The organism is Legionella cherrii, assembly GCF_900635815.1.
In the GTDB taxonomy this organism is placed as follows: Bacteria; Pseudomonadota; Gammaproteobacteria; order Legionellales; family Legionellaceae; genus Legionella; species Legionella cherrii.
Map to the genome: position 1 here is coordinate 512,673 of NZ_LR134173.1, position 16,899 is coordinate 529,571.

Below are 16,899 nucleotides of genomic sequence, written 5' to 3' on the forward strand. Positions count from 1 at the left end.
ACAAAAAATGTTAAGTTTATAAAGTGAATCGCATTGAAACCATTATATACGCAATCAATTATTTTAATCATCTGGCCACGAAGGGCAAAACTATTTTATGCAAGACATCTTTCATAAAATAGTTTAATGTATATTATTATTTGCGCTAATAGACTTAATGTTAATTATAGTATACATTAAGTTATAATTGCTTGTTTTTTAACTTAATGTAACTTATTATTTACGTTAAGATACATAATGTAAAATATAAAATACGTTAAGAGTTAAAAGCATGAGTAAAAAAACACATTTACCCATTCCAGTGCAGAAAGTTTTAAGAACGCTGGGCAAGAACATTAGTGATGCGCGACGCCGTCGTCGTATAGCTATGGAGCTTATGTCTGAACGCTGCGGTTTTTCTCGCCTCACTTTATACAAGATTGAAAAAGGCGATCCAAGCGTATCCATGGGTGCGTATGCATCTGCTCTATTTGTTTTAGGGTTGTCTGAGCATTTGACAAACGTTGCTGATGCTTCTCGCGATATTGTCGGGCGTGAACTTGAAGAAGAAATTCTCCCGAAAAGAATTAGAACGCCACACGGCAATAAAGGGGATGCAAATGAGTAGCCAACAAATTTATGTTTCGATTGAGCTTGGCGAGAAAACACACAAGGTCGGCAAGCTCTGGTTTCATCAGCGTAACACCAGGCAAAGTGCATCCTTTGAATATGATCCTGATTGGCTGAAACATTCGGAAAAGTTCGCTCTTGATCCAGCTCTTCAGTTAACATCTGGAGCATTTCATACCACAGCAGACCAGATATTATTCGGTGCTATTGGTGATTCTGCGCCAGATCGCTGGGGTCGCGTGTTGATGCGCCGAGCAGAAAGTGTACGCTCAAAATCGATAGGAGAAGCACCAAGAACACTGTCAGAAGTAGATTATCTGTTAGGCGTTAATGATGAAGTTCGTGAGGGTGCTTTACGTTTCTCGCTAAAAGATGGCGGGCCTTACTTAACCCCCAAAGATAAAGAAAGCATCCCGCCTTTAATCGATCTCCCCAGACTCCTTTCTGCAACTGAACGCTATCTCAATGACGATGAAACAGCTGAAGATTTGAAAATATTATTGGCACCTGGGTCGTCTCTTGGTGGAGCGCGGCCAAAAGCATCAGTAAGAGATCAAGACAGCCACCTTGCGATTGCTAAATTTCCAAAAAAAGATGACGAATTTAACGTGGTTGTCTGGGAAGCTCTTGCGCTGAGCCTTGCAGAAAAAGCTGGTATTAAAACAACGGAATGGCGTTTGGAAACAATCTTGGACAAGCCAGTGCTGCTTTTGCGCCGTTTTGACCGTCAAGCAGGCCAACGTATTCCATTTCTTTCTGCAATGAGTATGTTAGGTGCTAAGGATAATGACCCTCACAGCTATCTTGAAATTGCTTATGCCATTACACAACATGGTGCAAGTCCAAACAGTGATTTAGAAGAACTGTGGCGGCGTATCATCTTCACCGTGCTGATTTCAAACACAGATGATCATTTAAGAAATCATGGTTTCTTATATGAACGTCATAAAGGTTGGAGATTGTCGCCAGCCTATGATCTCAATCCTACCCCCGTTGAAATTAAAGCACGGATGTTATCAACTTCAATAGATTATGATGATCCAACAGCTTCTATTGACTTGGCGCTTTCCGTCATTGATGAGTTTCGGATAAAGAAATCAAGAGCGATTGAAATTATAAAAGAGGTTGCACTAGCTGTCAGTGAATGGCGAGCTGTTGCTACCCAATTTGGTTTGATAAAGAGGGAGATTGACCGCATGTCTTCAGCTTTTGAACATGAAGATTTGAGGAAAATCTAGCACAAAAACAGTCACCTGAATTTTTTCATTCGTGATATGGACCCATTTTCGATGTCTGGTTTAAACTAGGTCATTAATGATGCAGCTCGGCATATAAAGAGGAGTTTCTTTGCTCTTTGACTGGTGGAGTCATGGAAAGGTACTGAATAATGATGCTACTTTGTCACGCCAAACAATGGTGAGACCCAGTCATTTACTGTTGTATATCCTGCTATGGTTGATGTGTCAGGAATCCATCTACCATAATTTTTAATAATCATTTCTGTATCTTTATGTCCCATTTGCTTCGCAACCCATAAAGAATTTTCGCCAGCGGAAAGCATCATAGAAGCATAAGTATGGCGAGTCTGATATGGGTTGCGGTAGCGAACTCCTGCCTTTTTTAAAATATGAGTCCAGCAGGTTTTTCGAATTTGACCGTCTGTTTCCCAAGCCGTGTTAGTCCGAGGATTATAAAAAACACGTGCCCCCTCAAGGAAAGTAAATTTTTTTTGATTTTGCAGTGCTTCTAGTGCTGGAGGAAGTAAAAGCACATCGCGTTGACCTGATTTTGTTTTGGTGCCTTTTTCTTTTTTAAGAACCACGGCCCTTGATACTCTTACAATCCCATTTAACCAATCAATATCGCCCCATTCTAAAGCAATAAGCTCAGAAGTACGTAAACCGCTATAAAAAGCAAATTGGAATAAATTCCTTGCTTGATCTTTAGCCTCCGAAAGAATGGCTTTAATTTCTTCCTGATTAAAGGGATCTACCTCCCAATTACTGCTGCGAGTTTTTTTATCAACTAACTTAGATAAAACCAATCGATCTAAAGGATTTGATGTAATCATTCCATCATTTAATGCTTGATCTAAAGTATTTCTTAATGGGGTTAGAATATTTCGTATGGTTTTTAGCGTCAATTCGAGCTTTGTCACATAATTACGAATAATCATGGATGACAGATCTTTTATAGGAATATTGCCAAATGCTGGGTATAAATGTGCTTCACATGATTTTCTATAGCCATTAAAAGTACTGGGCTCAAGTGTTTTTTCAGCAATTTCCATATATTCTTTGAGCAACTCACCCACAGTAGATTTCACTACTGAATAGCCAAACATTTTTGACCTATGTGAATTTGGGAAATAATCCTGATAATTAAATGTACCCAGACTAATGCCGTTTAGAATTTCACCTCTCAACCTTTCGGCGTATTTAATATTTGCTTTGGTTGGTTCAATTTTTAAAGTTTCACGACATCTAACACCACGATACGTAAAATCAATTCTAATACATTTACTGGAATCTAACTCTCGAACACTTATCCCACGCGCAACCGGAAATTCGTTGCTTTGTTGCCGTTTTCCACCCATTGTTCAACCTCAACTAAATTAATCCATATATTACCATCAGGTCCCACTTTACATTGTACACCATCTAACCACATACCTCGCTTTCGTTTGGCGTGAACTGCATTAGAAGTGTCCCCCGATATTTCGCAATATTTTTTTAATTTTACCCATTTCATAATAGATTACTCCCACTCATGCACTAAGTTGTCTAAAACTTTTAGGAAGAGGTAAATATTTTTTAAGTTGTTTTTCTCGACTGTTTATTTCAAGAATCATTTGATATAACCGTACTAATTGCATTTCAGAGGAAAAATTATGTGGTAGGAAGTTTTCACGATAAATGGTACTAATATTTTTAATTGAGGAATTTGAAAGATCAGCAATATTTTTTAAGGTGTAGTTTGTAGATTCCAAAATATATTGAATAATTCCTTTGTAAATTTGTAATTTGGAATTGTTCTCCATGAGTAATACTCCTTTGACTATCTTGTTTAATAGTTAACTTATTCATTAAAAGTTAAATTATTCCGCAATTTGTTTGGTAGATTAACCAACAACATGATATATTGGCTATAATTATTCTATTTAAGATTATTTTAGCAGATTAATTGAATAAATTTATTCAATTAAAAGTAATATACATATTTATTGATATTTATGTCAATCTGTTTTTGAATAATTTTATTCATTTATTAGGTTATTAATGACTGAGATGACATTAAGCCATAACTTACAACAACTCATGAGAATACATGGTAATATTTCTGTGAGTGAGCTAGCTCGGTTAACTGGTATACCGCAACCAACAATTCATCACATTCTCACTGGTTCAACCAGAAATCCGCGAAAAAAGGCATTAGAAGAACTATCTCGTTTTTTTTCTGTTTCCATCAATGAATTAATAGGCCAAGAACCTCTACCCGCTGTTATTCCTGATGCAGTTAAGGAAAATTTACAGATCAGTACCATACCTGTTATAGAATGGGAGTCATTAAAAAAGTGGCCTTCAGAAACAGTCAAAATCCAAGATACGCAAGAAATATTAATTGATAAGAAAATTGACAAGAATTCTTTCGCATTAGTTATGCCTGATGCATCAATGGAACCTCTTTTTCAACAAAATAGTCTTTTAATCTTTGATTCAGGTAAAACGCCTAAAGATAGGGATTTCGTAATAGTGTTCTTAGCAAAAGATGGACTAGTCGCATTTAATAGATTATTTATCGAAAATAATACCTTTTATCTGCGACAGGGTTTAGAAGATGGAAGCATTAAACTAACAAAATTAGACAAACCTAATGATCAGATTCTCGGTACTCTTATTGAAGCGCGGATTCAGTATTAAGTTTGTAATCATTTGAGCGTTCTTCATTCAATCCCAATATAAATGGATTAAAGTTTGTATGAATATCGTAATGGTCTACTTGCTCAACTTTCTTTAGATATTTCACTACTAACCAAGCAGGAAAAACCATAATGACTGCACAACACATTTTCCATAAATAACCACAAACCATCATCCATCCAAGATGATGATCCGTTAGCTTTCCAAAATAATTAAGCAGATCAACAATTACTGTAAGCAGAGCTTGCCCTAGAGCTGTTGAGAGAAGGCTTCTCAATATAAAAAATTTACCCTTTAGAAAAATCTTCCATTTTGAAAGGAGGTAAACATTAGTGAGCTCACCTATAAGCAAACCAACTAACCCGGAACCTACGTACCTAAGTGTGGGATCAAACACAATCTCATATGCTGAAGCTTGCGTGAAAAATTCGGGTGCAGGTAGATGAGATACGGTAATTACAACTAAAGAAAATATAAATTCAGCTAAAACACCAATCCAAATAAATAATCTAGGATATGCATATCCGTATACCTCACCAACAATATCACAAATACTAAAAGTGAGAGGGAATACAAAAATACCACCTGGCTCAAGCATCGTACCAATTTGAGTTATCCTGCTTGCCAAGCACACTGTTGATAGCAAAAAAGTTAAATATAGTCCGAGCAATAAGTAAGGGTATTTATATTGCTTTTTGCGAGTTAACGCATCAAAAATTTCCTTTCTCAAATGCCTCTCCTTACATCAACTATTTACTTTTATTAACTAATTCAAATTCCTTAACTGTTTCCCTAACGCCCGCCATATATCCAATTCTATTAGCATCCTCGGGTTTAAACTTTGCTATTAGATCTTTATCTTTTGAAAGTTCAGAGGGAGATTTTTTTATAGTAGTTGCTTTAGATTTTGATTTTATTTCAAGCAAATACTCATCTACTTCAGTGGTCATATGCTGAACTACAATAGAGTAATCAGGTTTTAACCGTTCTACCGTAGCCATATAAGTTAAAGTTCGAATTGTTTTAGGATCCAGATTTTCAATTAATTCATTGTCCATAATAATATCGCTGATATTTTTTTCTTTCGTATGTCTTTCAGACAATTTAATTACTGCTTTTGTAAAGCCAGTTTTTTTACATTCAAAAATATCTACAATTTCATATTTAGGTTTCTTTGCTGTTTCTGCAACAAATTCCTTTAACATGACAGCAAACCATTCATACCAGCTGATCCTTTCTTTCATAATCCCTCACTCAAATTACTCCAATTGCACCAATACTCTCTTTACCATACTCTGGTAACAATAAGTCTTCTGGAAATTGACCACTTCTGTTTATGTACTCTGAGTGCTCAATTGAAAAACCAGCCTTTAACAAACTCCGATCTAATACTTCTTTTGTAATCCAATGTACAAATTTAGGTAATGAACTCGCCCGACCGCTGCTTTCAAACTTTGCTGGTTCAGTAATTTCGCCAGGCCAATCTTCCTTATTCTCCACTCGTCTATTGAATTCAGGAATAAAACGTTGCCAATTTCTCAAAAATGGTGTTTCGCAAACTATATATATCTTACCGCTTGGAGCTAAAAGTTTTGATAATAAGGCCAATGATTCCTCTATTTTGGCTCCAGAGAAAAAATGTAAAACACGACAAATCAAAATAGCATCAAACTGTTTCTCAGGAAGACCAATTAATTCATTTGGCAATTCACCCGGTATAAGAATTAATTTACTACTATCTCCCGTTAATGACTCACTAGGGGCATCTGTTGCTTCCATAAAACGCTGACGAACAACAGCTAAATTTTCCGGATCAATATCATTGCAAAAAACAGTCGCTCCTTTTGCAATAGCTTCCAATGTTGCCGCACCAAATGCAGCGCCTATTTCCAATACTTTACCCCCTGTTTTAGCGGATAAAGCTGCATGCTCAATGAATTGCTGAGAAACTGGATCGCACGGTGTTGTTGTAAAACCTCCAAAAGGATTATGTGTTTTTGTAAAGATACCTGTAGTCTCCCTGGTTAGCGGCGCATCTACGTTCAAAACACTTTTCGGGCAAGTAACAACATTATTATCGTGATCTATACTAAATCCCTCAATTTTTGAGATATACCAAGGAAGATAAATAGGTGGCTCTGCTTCGAGAGTTAATTCATCAAATAACTTTGTTGTTTTATCAATCTGCGTTTTAAACGATAGGAGAAATGTAATTGTAGGAGTACCAAAATGATGCTCCCATCGCTTAGCTCTGATAATTTGAAAATCTTTTTTCAGCGATTCTGTGCTTAGATGACGATAAAAACCTTCAAATAAAATAGTTGCCTGAGTTATGCAGAGAGATTTATTGACCTCATCGCTTTTGATTATCTTATCTAACTCAGCTAGTAAAATAAGATTCTTTTCTGAGACACCATTGATTTTGTTATAATTTTCAACGGATTCTTGAATGGCTTTGCAAAAATCTAAAAACTCCATTTAAATGGTTCCTACTTCGTAAAGTAGGATGCAATATATAATTAAGATCAATTAATTTCAATAATTTTATTCAAATACATTAAGCTTCAATTTAAAAATTTCCGACTTTCTCAAATTAAGCCTCCTCTAGCCTGATCTTAATGCCAGATCTGCTGCATCCAGGACCGGAAATTTGGCTCATTCCTCCGTTTTGATGAGTTACTTGGATCTTAGTACTGTCGTCAAGATCCAGGTCATCCCATAGTATACGCCCACAAAACACTTTAGGATTTAAATGCATTGATCTATAGTATTTAGAAATGTATTGAGAGAAATAATCAGTGCACCACTTAACTAGGTCAAGCGATTAAAAAAATTTTAAGCCATTTCTTGTTGTTCAATCTTCAATTTGATGAGCATGAACGAGAAATACGGTATCAGTTTATTTTTCTTAACATGGAGAAAACTTGCTCACGTCGTTATGGTTGAATCCACAAGAGAAGCCTCTGGTTTTAAAACGCAAGATACGCGTTTTTAGATCACGTCCAGCCTTGCAACGCCAGAAAAACTCTTATTCGCTTCACGTAAACATTGGGGCGTAGAAAACTCTCTCCACTGGACACTTGATGTGACCTTCAGAGAAGATGAGTCAAGAATCAGAAAAGATGCTGCGCCTGAAAATTTTGCTATCTTTAGGCATATTGCGCTTAACATTATTCGTAAAAACACATCTATCGATGCCAGTGTTAAACGTAAGCGACAAATGGCTGCCCTTGATGATGATGTACGAACAGCTCTAATCAGAGGGATGCTCAAAATTTAGATGCGGTTGCCCTGGTACATTGCCACTTAATGCGATACGACTCTTGTCAAACACCCCAAGCAACAATTTGATTTCGGCCATTTTTTTTAGCCCTATATAATGCTTCATCAGCACGCGTAAATAAGGAATCTGTATCATCACCCTGAATAATGTTAGTTAGGCCAAAAGAAACCGTGACAGGGACTCTATTGCCTCGAAAAAGAAAATGGAAGTTTTCGATTTCGAGGCGCAAATTTTCAAGTTTTTCTTTAGATTGCTCTAAAGATAACCCTTCAAAAATAACAACAAATTCTTCACCGCCATAACGCGCAAGAAAATCGACAGGGCGTATTGAGTCCTGGAATATAGAAGCGATTTTCATCAAAACTTTATCACCTGTGAGATGGCCATATTTATCATTAATATTTTTAAAATGATCAATATCCGCTAGTGCCAAAACAATATTTACTCCAGTGGTTTGCCAGCGAGAATACGCTTTTTGGATAGAAATATTATAAAAATTTCGGTTTGCAATTTTAGTAAGTGAATCTGTATTGATTTGAATGCTTTGGTCTAAAATAGTTTTTTTCATTTGGGTATTTTTTTCTTCGAAATTTATCATCTTTTTTTGTAATTCATGAATTTGATTTTCATAGGATTGCAAACGTAAATCTTCCGTTTCTTTATATGATTGAATTTGGCTTCTGATGCAATTCAAATTTTTATTTAAGTAATCAGTTAACTCCTCAATTGAGGTTGTATTCGATATGTTTAATTGAATATTATCCAGTGTAGTCTGAATTCCCAATTCCAGTTTACTTCGTTCCTCTTTGGAAATCTTATTATGTTCAAATGTTGTTTTTAAATAATTGTTTACCTGAAAAAGTTGATTCGTAATGCTCTCAAGAAGAAATTTAAGCTGATATTGCTCTTTACCAAATAATTCGATAACGAAATTTTTTATTTCCTCGATTACCTGAATTAACATGCCAACATTCAAATTATTCTCTAATGTTTTCTCTATAGATACTAATCGATTAGTTAACTCAGGGGGAATTTTAAGACAGTGGAGAAGTTCACGTAAATGCTCATTAATCTTTTTAGAGAAAAAAATCAAATCAGAGTCATCAAGTATATTTTCAGAATTCCTTTCTAATAAATTATTAAGTGCTGAAACAACTGAATTTAATTTTTGCGTTATTACTATTGCATCAACATCATCATTGATTACTTCGTTAAAAAAACATACCTTATCGTCCCAATCACTACTAAATCCCATTTGTAATCGAGATAATTCAGATATACCCTTGCGAAGGTGCTTAATCTCTTTTTGCATATTCTCGCAGTTTTCTTCATAGAATTTGATTGTTCTAACAATTTTATTTTTTAAATCATCATCCATCGACTTCATTGTCAACCTACCTTGTAATCATCCCTTTACAATATTTAATGATTCATCGATACCAAATACAAATTCGATTCTAAATATAAATGATTATAGAGCATAAATTTTAAATACATGTCAATTATACTAAAGAAAATGGTATTAAATTTTCTATAAAATTCAGTATAATGCACTCCTTACATTTGGGATGTGCAGATTAGGGAATAGATAAAAAATGTTAATTGTGATTGGTTATATTTTTATATTACTTTGTGTTTTTGGTGGATTTGCCCTAGCAGGAGGACATCTTGCAGCCATATTTCAGCCCGTTGAGTTACTTATTATTGCGGGGGCAGCGCTTGGCTCATTAATTGTTGGCAATAGTATCAATACATTAAAAGCAATATTAAGTAGCTTGCCAAAACTTTTTAGCAATGATAAGTCCTCTAAAAAAGTACACACAGAATTATTGGGTTTGTTATTCAACCTTCTAAATAAAGCGCGTCAAGAAGGGTTAATGTCTCTAGAAAAAGACATTGACCAGCCAGAAGCCAGCCCAGTCTTCAATAATTATCCATCAATAGCTAAAAACCATCATTTAATTGAATTTATTTGTGATTATTTTCGTCTGATTATTACCTCTAACCTACCACCTTCTCAACTTGAGACACTAATGGATATGGAAATTGAGTCGCATCATGAGGAGCAATTGATTCCTGCACACGCCTTAACTAAACTAGCCGATGGAATGCCTGCTTTCGGTATCGTAGCTGCGGTCCTTGGAGTAGTCCATACTATGGAGTCAATTAGCCTTCCACCATCAGAATTAGGGGTATTAATCGCTCATGCGCTTGTAGGAACTTTTCTAGGCATCTTATTGGGGTATGGATTTATTGGACCGCTAGCTAATGTGATAGAGAATCAAGCAAATCAAACACAATTAATGCTTCAGTGTATTAAGGCAACTATTCTGGCAAGCGTTAACAATAATCCACCAATAGTCGCTGTGGAATTTGGTAGAAAAGTTCTGTTTTCTCAGCAAAGACCTACATTCAGTCAGCTAAATGATGAGATAGAAAACAATAAGGCTTCAGCCAATGCCCCGTCTACGAACGCAGAACCATCAGTAGGTTAAAGTAAACCATGAGTGAGAAAAAAGAAACATCTGAGCAAATTATTCGGAAAGTTATAAAAAAGCACAGCGGCCATCACGGTGGCGCTTGGAAAATTGCTTATGCTGATTTTGTTACAGCCATGATGGCATTTTTTTTGCTAATGTGGCTAGTTGCCTCTTTAAATAAAGCCCAGAAAGAGGGAATTTCAGATTACTTCAAACAACCGTTGAAAGTAAGTCTTTTTGGTGGCAAAAGTGTTGGTAATCGTGAGCCCACCTCTAAAGGAGGAGGAAAAGATATTAAAGATACTAATGGCCAAGTTTCAACAACCAGCCAAATAGCAACAAAAACAATCATTAAAAAAACACCTGAACCGGCTGAGCAAGAACAAAAAAAGCTTGAACAGCTTAAATCTCAAATTAACTTAAGCATCGAAAGTGACCCGGCACTTACAGGATTAAAAAATCAATTACTCATGGAAATAGAAAACAATGGTCTCCGTATACAATTAATTGATGATCAAAAACAACCCATGTTTGAAGTGGGTTCTGAAAAATTAAACGCTGCTATTGAACCTATTTTTGTAAAACTTTCGAAATTACTGAATCAAGTTCCCAATAAAATAATCATTGAGGGATATACAGATGCTCATCCCTATCACAATCCTGATGAATTAGAATACACCAACTGGGAGCTTTCCACGCAAAGAGCCAATGCTGCGCGACGAGCTCTGATCAAATTTGGTCTAAACCTAGATAAGGTAATCCAAGTTTCTGGATATGCTTCTACGGTCTTACTAAATAAGAAAGATCCTTTTGATCCCCAAAATCGTCGAATCAGTATTGTTGTTGTCAAAAATATTAGTGATAAAGACATGCATACTATTGATAAGATAAAAGATACAGCGGCAGAGTTTAATCAATCATCAGGAAGTAATCCCATGCCTAAAAATACCCAACAAATGTCTCCTTAAATGCTTGCGAACAAATGCGGAATATATACCGAATGAAGTGATGGGTTTAAAGCATCTTAGGCTAAATTGTTACAATTTAACTATGCGATAAGTTTTGAGCATCCTGCTTCCTCTAAGGGGCCCATGGGGAGTAACGGAACGGCCAACCGACTTAAGACTTTAAGAATTATACTTTAGAATATTTAATAGCAACGAGCCCTCTGGTTGTAGGTTTTATTTTGCTTTCACCCCACCAATTAAATTCATCCAGGTCATATTTGGAATTTGACATTCTGAGTAGTAGGAGCTTTCATTTCCTGCTTTAAATAAGCCCATCGAGTTGTGGCATTATCTGGCGCAAGTGCTGTATCAAATAATGTATCGGGAAAGATTTTTGACTCATCACTAAGCTTAGCGGTAATGCGCTCATACAATTTAGTACTGGTAAGTGCCCTGGCAGCTCTAGCCACTCGTGCTAATGTAGTAAAACCGGGCAACTCGAATCGTTCCTTAATGAGCGTTTCAATCATATCATTAATAATATCAGCCAATCCTTCTTTGAAAGCCGCAGACTTTAATGCACTTTGCTTCATACAATCACGTTGTTTATGCCCATCATTTGAGATGTTAAGAAAATGCAAAATAATTTTTCGATGTCTTTTTTTGGAGCTCGGTGCATAACCAGTAAGAAGAGGATTAGCAGAACCTTCTAATTCTTTGGAAACATAGCTGATGATTGCTTCAGGAACATCTTTCAGATTAATTGCATAACCTATAGCCAACCCATAATAAAATGATTATAATCAGCTATTTATGACGTACTCATTAGATTTCCGTAAAAAAGTATTACAGATAAGGTCTGAAGAAGCTCTAAGTATCAAAGAGGTTGCTAAACGATTTGGAGTTGGCAAAGCAAGTGTGATGCGTTGGCTTGTAGCGCTCGAACCCAAAAGAAAGCGGAATAAACCTGCGACAAAGATTGATATGGATTTGCTACAAGCAGATGTAGTCAATTTTCCCGATAGTTTTCAATACGAAAGAGCTCAACGGTTCGGAGTCAGTAAATCAGGGATTGGTTTGGCTCTGTTGCGCTTAAAAGTAAGCTATAAAAAAAACATGGAATCACCCTAAATCAGACGATGCAAAACGTACTTTATTTCAAGAAAAGATAACTATTTATCGAAAGCAAAATCGCTCAATAGTCTATTTAGATGAGAGTGGTTTTGCTCATTCTATGCCCCGTACTCATGGTTATTCTCTTAAGGGCGCTCGATGTTATGGGCAACGTGCATGGGGAGAGCAAGGACGAATCAATGTTATTGGTGCATTGCTTGATAATAGATTGATTACAGTCAGTCTCTTTGAGGGAACTATTAACACAGCTACTTTCAATAGTTGGATAGAGCAGGAGTTAATACCCCAATCACTGCAGGCCAAGGAAGGTCGAAGACCGAGGCCTGTAGTCCCTGGTAGCCTTAGGGCCGGATGTTTTGCCGCAGGCAAAATATAAGGCCATACGAGAAGGCGTCAGTCATTGGGGAGCGCAGATTTTGAGCCCCGCAGGGGGAACAAAATCAAGGGGGACCAGGACGGCCAGGGCCGCCGGAGGCATACTTGTCGCGTTGGCGAGTGAATTCTGGGGACTGGGATGTCCCAGAATTTATAACGAGGTAGCGACACGCTTGTACCTGCCAATTCTGTTGTAGTTATGGATAATGCCGCTTTTCATAAAGATAAGCTAATGCAAGACCAATTATTCCGGGCCGGAGTTGCTTTAGAATATCTACCTCCCTATTCTCCCGATCTTAATCCGATAGAGCATAAATGGGCACAAGCTAAATCTATTCGAAGAAAAACTAACTGTACTATTGATGAGCTGTTTCAGAAACATTGCCAATAATCATTTTATTATGGGTTGGCTATAACTTTCATTTTTAATTTTATGAATGATTGGTGCAGGATTACAGACTTGTTTGAAATCCAGAATGGGTATCAACGCGCCTAACCCTGGGGCTTGTTTTAGTTTCCCTTACTTGTCATCAGACAAAACACATTAAAAAAAGCGGGTGCTACCTCAAGGGCATGAGCCAGTTGTTTTATTTCATCTGGGCCTGGGGTGCGCTCTCCACGTTCATAATTGTTAATTCGAGAGACTTTTAAGTTCTTGGTAAGCTCTGCAAGCGCTTTTCGAGTTAATTCTTTGGCGAGCATTCATTTTTAATTTGGTTGCCAATTTTTTCTTTAATGCTCATATCCATTCGCAAAGAAGTAATTTTTAAAAAATATGATGACACATATTGACTGATTCATCTGAGCCAAAACAACACTCTTATATTGCTCTGATAAACACTGAAACTATCCCAATAATTTTGTGTTCATAGGATTGAGTTACAAGAATATTAGCCCAATTTTCATTTACTGCCATCAATTCATATTCTTGAGTTGGGTGGGTTGCTGATAATTGTTTATAACGACGCACTATAACTTCGCTATTTCCCTGTTTGCAAGCAACAACTACCCCGCCAGGCCGAATACTTTGATCGGGATCCACAATTAAAATATCACCAATTTTTAACTCCGGTGCCATGCTGTCATCTTGAATACGCAATGCAAAAGCACTTTTCCCGAGTTGTTTTGATAATTCAGGACTAAGTGGAATAAAAGAAACAGAACTACTTTCTCTGTTTTCCTTGAGCGATTGAATATATGTTTTTGGGTCACAAGCCTGTTGGGCATTCAAGAGAGGAATTAATGCACCCAGCCAAGGGAATTCCTGCTTAATTTGTTTATCATCGGTCAAACACATCAAATACCCAGGTGCAACATCTAACGCCTCTGCTAACTGCTTAATTTCCTCAGGACCAGGAGTTCTTATTCCCCTTTCCCAATTATTAATACGAGAGGGTTTTAAATCGTCTGTAAGCTCTGCAAGTGCTTTTCTGGTCAGCCCTTTAGCTTGTCGCTCTTGAAAAATTCGCTCACCAATTTTTTCTTTGATGTTCATCATTGAGTTATACCTTTTATCAAATAGCTAATAAATCCATTGACAAATCACTTAATGTGCAATATTGTCATGTTTAATTGCACCATTTGTGCAATTAAACAGTCGTTATCTTTCAAATAAAGATAACACAGAATAAAAACAATAACGAGATGTACAACTAGGAATGTGTATCAATCATGGATTTTATGGTTAACAGCGAGGAACTTGAGGCAATTTATGGTTTGCCTCATGCGCAACAACTCGCTTATTTAAGAGGGATACGACCGTATATGGACGTTAAAACAGGACTTGTTGGCGTTAAACGGCGAATTAGTTTCCAGTCGATTGCTGAACAAATTTATATTCAGCCGCACCAAGGTGTAAAAAGCGAAAAATATTCTCGTGCCCAAGTTCGACGTGCTTTGTCTGCTTTAGAACGTGTTGGTTTAATCAGTTTGCAATCAGTGGAATTACAGCTGATTTTAAAATGCAATTTAGCAACTTTGGGTTATTTTACCCAAAATAAAGTAGTCACAAACCAGTCACAGAAAGCCGTCACATTTTGTTCCGACCAACACATTGAAAATAAAGGATTTTACGAAGGTTATTCAGAAAAACCCATCACAGTAGAACCTCCAAAAGCCGTCAAACCTCTTATAAAAGAAAATAATTATATTTATTTATTACAACGCTTCGACCATTTCTGGAATATGTACCCCGAGAAAAAGTCACGTGAGCGTACTTTTGAAATTTTTCAACAAATCAATCCCGATGAGCATTTACTGCAAATCATGTTACAAGCACTCGATAGCCAAATTAAAGACCGTCATGCAAGAGAAGCGCATGGCGAATGGGTCCCAGCCTGGAAGTTTCCAGCTAACTGGCTGTCGCAGAAGTGTTGGGAAGATGAAGTCAAAATCGAATTAAAGCAGGAGAAAAGGAATGAGAAGCATCACGCAAGTACTGGAACAGCCCATGATCCCTTCTGGAACGAAGACACAGAAGACTCAGCAAACACCGGAGAGGATGAATACCAGCAAACCAATGTCGTCAGCTTGCAACGTTACCGACAAGCGGATTGATAGCTTGTTTACCCGCTTTGCTGTTTTTTACGGGCATTTGTGGCGCAGTCAGTTTAAGAGTGATGGATTTTTGGAGTTTGCTAAAAAAGAGTGGTCGGAAGGGTTGGGACAATTTAGCGATGAAATTTTGAATCAGGCCATTCTAGCGTGTCGGGATCATTGTGACATGCCGCCGGGTCTACCGCAGATGATGAGTTTTTGTCGTGACATCAAAAAGCGGAATACTTTTTATGTCTCAGGTGAACCACATCAACCAGCAAGCCAAGCTGTGGTTGAAGAGAATATCAGGCAATGCAAGGCCTACTTACTTAAATAAAAAGAGGAGAAGCACTATGTTACTTTTAACAAGAAAAGTCGGGGAATCCGTGGTTATCGGTGAAGATATTTACTGCACGGTGCTTGGATACCAGCATGGAGAAATTTGCCTTGCTTTTGATGCCCCCAAATCCCTCCCAATTCATCGAGAAGAAATTCAACGCAAAATCAACCGAGATCGTCAAAAGGATGAATGGTATCGCGAACCTGTGCCTAATCAAGAAAGCGTTGTAGATCGCTTAATCAATAAATTTAAACACGAGATGAGTCCAGCATAGAACCATCAACAATAACATGAGGTTACTCAATGATAGATCTGGTTGAACAAGGACTAACGGTTAAAGACCGTGCCCGTGAAAAGCTAAAGCGTGATTTAGGTGGTTTGATTGAACACGCATTAAACGATCCGAAAACCGTAGAAATCATGCTCAATGCCGATGGGAAGCTTTGGCAGGAACGGCTTGGTGAAACCATGCGTTGCATAGGGAATATCAATGCAGCACGTGCCGAATCCATCATCAAAACTGTTGCCGGTTTTCATGGAAAAGAAGTGACTCGCATGAAGCCTTTGTTGGAGGGAGAGCTGCCTCTGGATGGCTCACGTTTTGCAGGACAACTGCCGCCAGTTGTTTCAAGTCCAACCTTCGCCATTCGTAAAAAAGCGTTATCGGTTTTTACACTCAATGACTATGTTCAGTCAGGAATTATGACCGAGGCACAGTGTGCGGTCCTTGAAAAAGCAGTCTTCTTACGCCGCAACATTTTAGTCATAGGTGGCACAGGTTCTGGTAAAACGACATTGGTGAACGCCATCATCAATGAAATGGTGATTCATGCGCCTGAAGAACGTATTTTTATCATTGAAGATACAGGAGAAATCCAATGTACGGCTAAAAATTGTGTTCAATACCATACCACGATTGATGTCAGTATGACTCAGCTTTTAAAAACCACCCTCAGAATGCGCCCAGATCGAATCAGTGTTGGTGAAGTTCGCGGCAGTGAAGCACTGGACTTGCTGGATGCCTGGAATACGGGACATGAGGGAGGAACAGCCACGTTGCATGCCAATAACGCGCTTTCCGGACTTCAGCGGTTGAAATCACTCATCACCAGAAATCCGGCCTCCCCTTCTGAAATCGAACCTTTAATTGGCGAAGCGGTCCATTGTGTTGTCCACATCACAAGAACGCCGCAAGGAAGAAAAATTCAAGAAATCATCAATGTTCATGGTTATGAAAACGGACATTACCTCATCGAAAAACTCGTTTAAGGAGAAA

21 protein-coding genes and 1 pseudogene are annotated in these 16,899 nt (G+C 37.5%); 13 read left to right on the plus strand and 9 right to left on the minus strand.

What is annotated here, in order from left to right:
• Positions 1 to 271: 271 nt before the first annotated feature.
• A complete protein-coding gene (locus EL022_RS02145) occupies positions 272 to 607 on the plus strand; it encodes a helix-turn-helix domain-containing protein (RefSeq protein ID WP_028381640.1) in 336 nt (111 codons plus the stop codon).
• Positions 600 to 1,847 carry a type II toxin-antitoxin system HipA family toxin gene (locus EL022_RS02150; RefSeq protein ID WP_028381639.1) on the plus strand — a complete coding sequence of 416 codons (1,248 nt, stop codon included), beginning with the start codon at positions 600 to 602 and terminating at the stop codon, positions 1,845 to 1,847. The genes EL022_RS02145 and EL022_RS02150 overlap by 8 nt, the downstream gene beginning before the upstream one ends.
• A gap of 155 nt (positions 1,848 to 2,002) precedes the next feature.
• Here EL022_RS02150 and EL022_RS02155 read toward each other — a convergent pair whose 3' ends face one another.
• Together EL022_RS02155 and EL022_RS02165 are read right to left on the minus strand one after the other, a co-directional pair.
• Entirely contained in the window at positions 2,003 to 3,205 is a 1,203-nt protein-coding gene (locus EL022_RS02155; RefSeq protein WP_028381638.1) for a site-specific integrase, read from the minus strand.
• 171 nt (positions 3,206 to 3,376) lie between these two features.
• Positions 3,377 to 3,649: a hypothetical protein gene (locus tag EL022_RS02165; RefSeq protein WP_028381637.1), complete on the minus strand. Its 273-nt coding sequence runs from the start codon at positions 3,647 to 3,649 to the stop codon at positions 3,377 to 3,379.
• Positions 3,650 to 3,887: 238 nt separating this feature from the next.
• On the opposite strand from EL022_RS02165, the gene EL022_RS02170 reads away from it, so the two are divergent.
• A complete protein-coding gene (locus EL022_RS02170) occupies positions 3,888 to 4,529 on the plus strand; it encodes a LexA family protein (RefSeq protein ID WP_028381636.1) in 642 nt (213 codons plus the stop codon).
• Here the strand turns inward: EL022_RS02170 and EL022_RS02175 are convergent.
• The 3 genes from EL022_RS02175 to EL022_RS02185 are packed head-to-tail and all read right to left on the minus strand — an operon-like array spanning position 4,504 to position 7,007.
• Positions 4,504 to 5,259, minus strand: coding sequence for a queuosine precursor transporter (locus EL022_RS02175; protein ID WP_028381635.1), 756 nt, complete (start codon positions 5,257 to 5,259; stop codon positions 4,504 to 4,506). The two genes, EL022_RS02170 and EL022_RS02175, sit on opposite strands and share 26 nt — an antisense overlap.
• Before the next feature lie 19 nt (positions 5,260 to 5,278).
• Entirely contained in the window at positions 5,279 to 5,773 is a 495-nt protein-coding gene (locus EL022_RS02180; protein WP_028381634.1) for a hypothetical protein, read from the minus strand.
• A gap of 10 nt (positions 5,774 to 5,783) precedes the next feature.
• Positions 5,784 to 7,007 (minus strand): class I SAM-dependent methyltransferase, encoded by a 1,224-nt coding sequence (locus EL022_RS02185; RefSeq protein ID WP_028381633.1) that lies wholly within the window; start codon positions 7,005 to 7,007, stop codon positions 5,784 to 5,786.
• Between the two features lie 517 nt (positions 7,008 to 7,524).
• Here EL022_RS02185 and EL022_RS02190 point away from each other — a divergent pair.
• Positions 7,525 to 7,809: an ISAs1 family transposase gene (locus tag EL022_RS02190; protein WP_081776895.1), complete on the plus strand. Its 285-nt coding sequence runs from the start codon at positions 7,525 to 7,527 to the stop codon at positions 7,807 to 7,809.
• A gap of 46 nt (positions 7,810 to 7,855) precedes the next feature.
• On the opposite strand, the gene EL022_RS02195 is transcribed toward EL022_RS02190, so the two are convergent.
• Entirely contained in the window at positions 7,856 to 9,199 is a 1,344-nt protein-coding gene (locus EL022_RS02195) for a GGDEF domain-containing protein (protein ID WP_081776894.1), read from the minus strand.
• A 208-nt stretch (positions 9,200 to 9,407) separates the two neighbouring features.
• On the opposite strand from EL022_RS02195, the gene motA reads away from it, so the two are divergent.
• Both motA and motB read left to right on the plus strand, forming a co-directional pair.
• Entirely contained in the window at positions 9,408 to 10,307 is a 900-nt protein-coding gene (motA, locus tag EL022_RS02200; protein WP_028381631.1) for a flagellar motor stator protein MotA, read from the plus strand.
• Positions 10,308 to 10,315: 8 nt separating this feature from the next.
• The gene (gene motB / locus EL022_RS02205; protein WP_028381630.1) at positions 10,316 to 11,260 is read left to right on the plus strand and encodes a flagellar motor protein MotB; all 945 of its coding nucleotides are present in this window, start codon (positions 10,316 to 10,318) and stop codon (positions 11,258 to 11,260) included.
• Positions 11,261 to 11,511: 251 nt separating this feature from the next.
• On the opposite strand, the gene EL022_RS02210 is transcribed toward motB, so the two are convergent.
• On the minus strand, positions 11,512 to 12,021 hold the full coding sequence (locus tag EL022_RS02210) for a DUF4158 domain-containing protein (protein WP_028381629.1): 510 nt from the start codon (positions 12,019 to 12,021) through the stop codon (positions 11,512 to 11,514).
• A 31-nt stretch (positions 12,022 to 12,052) separates the two neighbouring features.
• Between EL022_RS02210 and EL022_RS02215 the strand changes: the two genes are divergently transcribed.
• The 3 genes and pseudogenes from EL022_RS02215 to EL022_RS02225 all read left to right on the plus strand — a co-directional run.
• The gene (locus tag EL022_RS02215; RefSeq protein ID WP_028381628.1) at positions 12,053 to 12,370 is read left to right on the plus strand and encodes an IS630 transposase-related protein; all 318 of its coding nucleotides are present in this window, start codon (positions 12,053 to 12,055) and stop codon (positions 12,368 to 12,370) included.
• A 67-nt stretch (positions 12,371 to 12,437) separates the two neighbouring features.
• Positions 12,438 to 12,749 (plus strand): transposase, encoded by a 312-nt coding sequence (locus tag EL022_RS02220; protein WP_278043704.1) that lies wholly within the window; start codon positions 12,438 to 12,440, stop codon positions 12,747 to 12,749.
• A gap of 195 nt (positions 12,750 to 12,944) precedes the next feature.
• Positions 12,945 to 13,139, plus strand: a pseudogene (locus EL022_RS02225) (transposase); the annotation flags it as partial.
• 119 nt (positions 13,140 to 13,258) lie between these two features.
• Here the strand turns inward: EL022_RS02225 and EL022_RS16655 are convergent.
• Complete coding sequence (locus EL022_RS16655) at positions 13,259 to 13,450, minus strand: helix-turn-helix domain-containing protein (protein ID WP_028381627.1); 192 nt, start codon at positions 13,448 to 13,450, stop codon at positions 13,259 to 13,261.
• 118 nt (positions 13,451 to 13,568) lie between these two features.
• The gene (locus EL022_RS02235; RefSeq protein WP_035901068.1) at positions 13,569 to 14,246 is read right to left on the minus strand and encodes a S24 family peptidase; all 678 of its coding nucleotides are present in this window, start codon (positions 14,244 to 14,246) and stop codon (positions 13,569 to 13,571) included.
• A 173-nt stretch (positions 14,247 to 14,419) separates the two neighbouring features.
• On the opposite strand from EL022_RS02235, the gene EL022_RS02240 reads away from it, so the two are divergent.
• Genes EL022_RS02240 through trbB form a run of 4 tightly spaced genes read left to right on the plus strand, consistent with a single transcriptional unit; the run spans position 14,420 to position 16,892 of the window.
• Positions 14,420 to 15,304 carry a hypothetical protein gene (locus tag EL022_RS02240; protein WP_028381625.1) on the plus strand — a complete coding sequence of 295 codons (885 nt, stop codon included), beginning with the start codon at positions 14,420 to 14,422 and terminating at the stop codon, positions 15,302 to 15,304.
• Positions 15,305 to 15,308: 4 nt separating this feature from the next.
• Positions 15,309 to 15,620 carry a hypothetical protein gene (locus EL022_RS02245; protein ID WP_028381624.1) on the plus strand — a complete coding sequence of 104 codons (312 nt, stop codon included), beginning with the start codon at positions 15,309 to 15,311 and terminating at the stop codon, positions 15,618 to 15,620.
• Positions 15,621 to 15,636: 16 nt separating this feature from the next.
• On the plus strand, positions 15,637 to 15,897 hold the full coding sequence (locus EL022_RS02250; RefSeq protein WP_028381623.1) for a carbon storage regulator: 261 nt from the start codon (positions 15,637 to 15,639) through the stop codon (positions 15,895 to 15,897).
• A 29-nt stretch (positions 15,898 to 15,926) separates the two neighbouring features.
• On the plus strand, positions 15,927 to 16,892 hold the full coding sequence (gene trbB / locus EL022_RS02255) for a P-type conjugative transfer ATPase TrbB (protein ID WP_028381622.1): 966 nt from the start codon (positions 15,927 to 15,929) through the stop codon (positions 16,890 to 16,892).
• Positions 16,893 to 16,899: the final 7 nt, after the last annotated feature.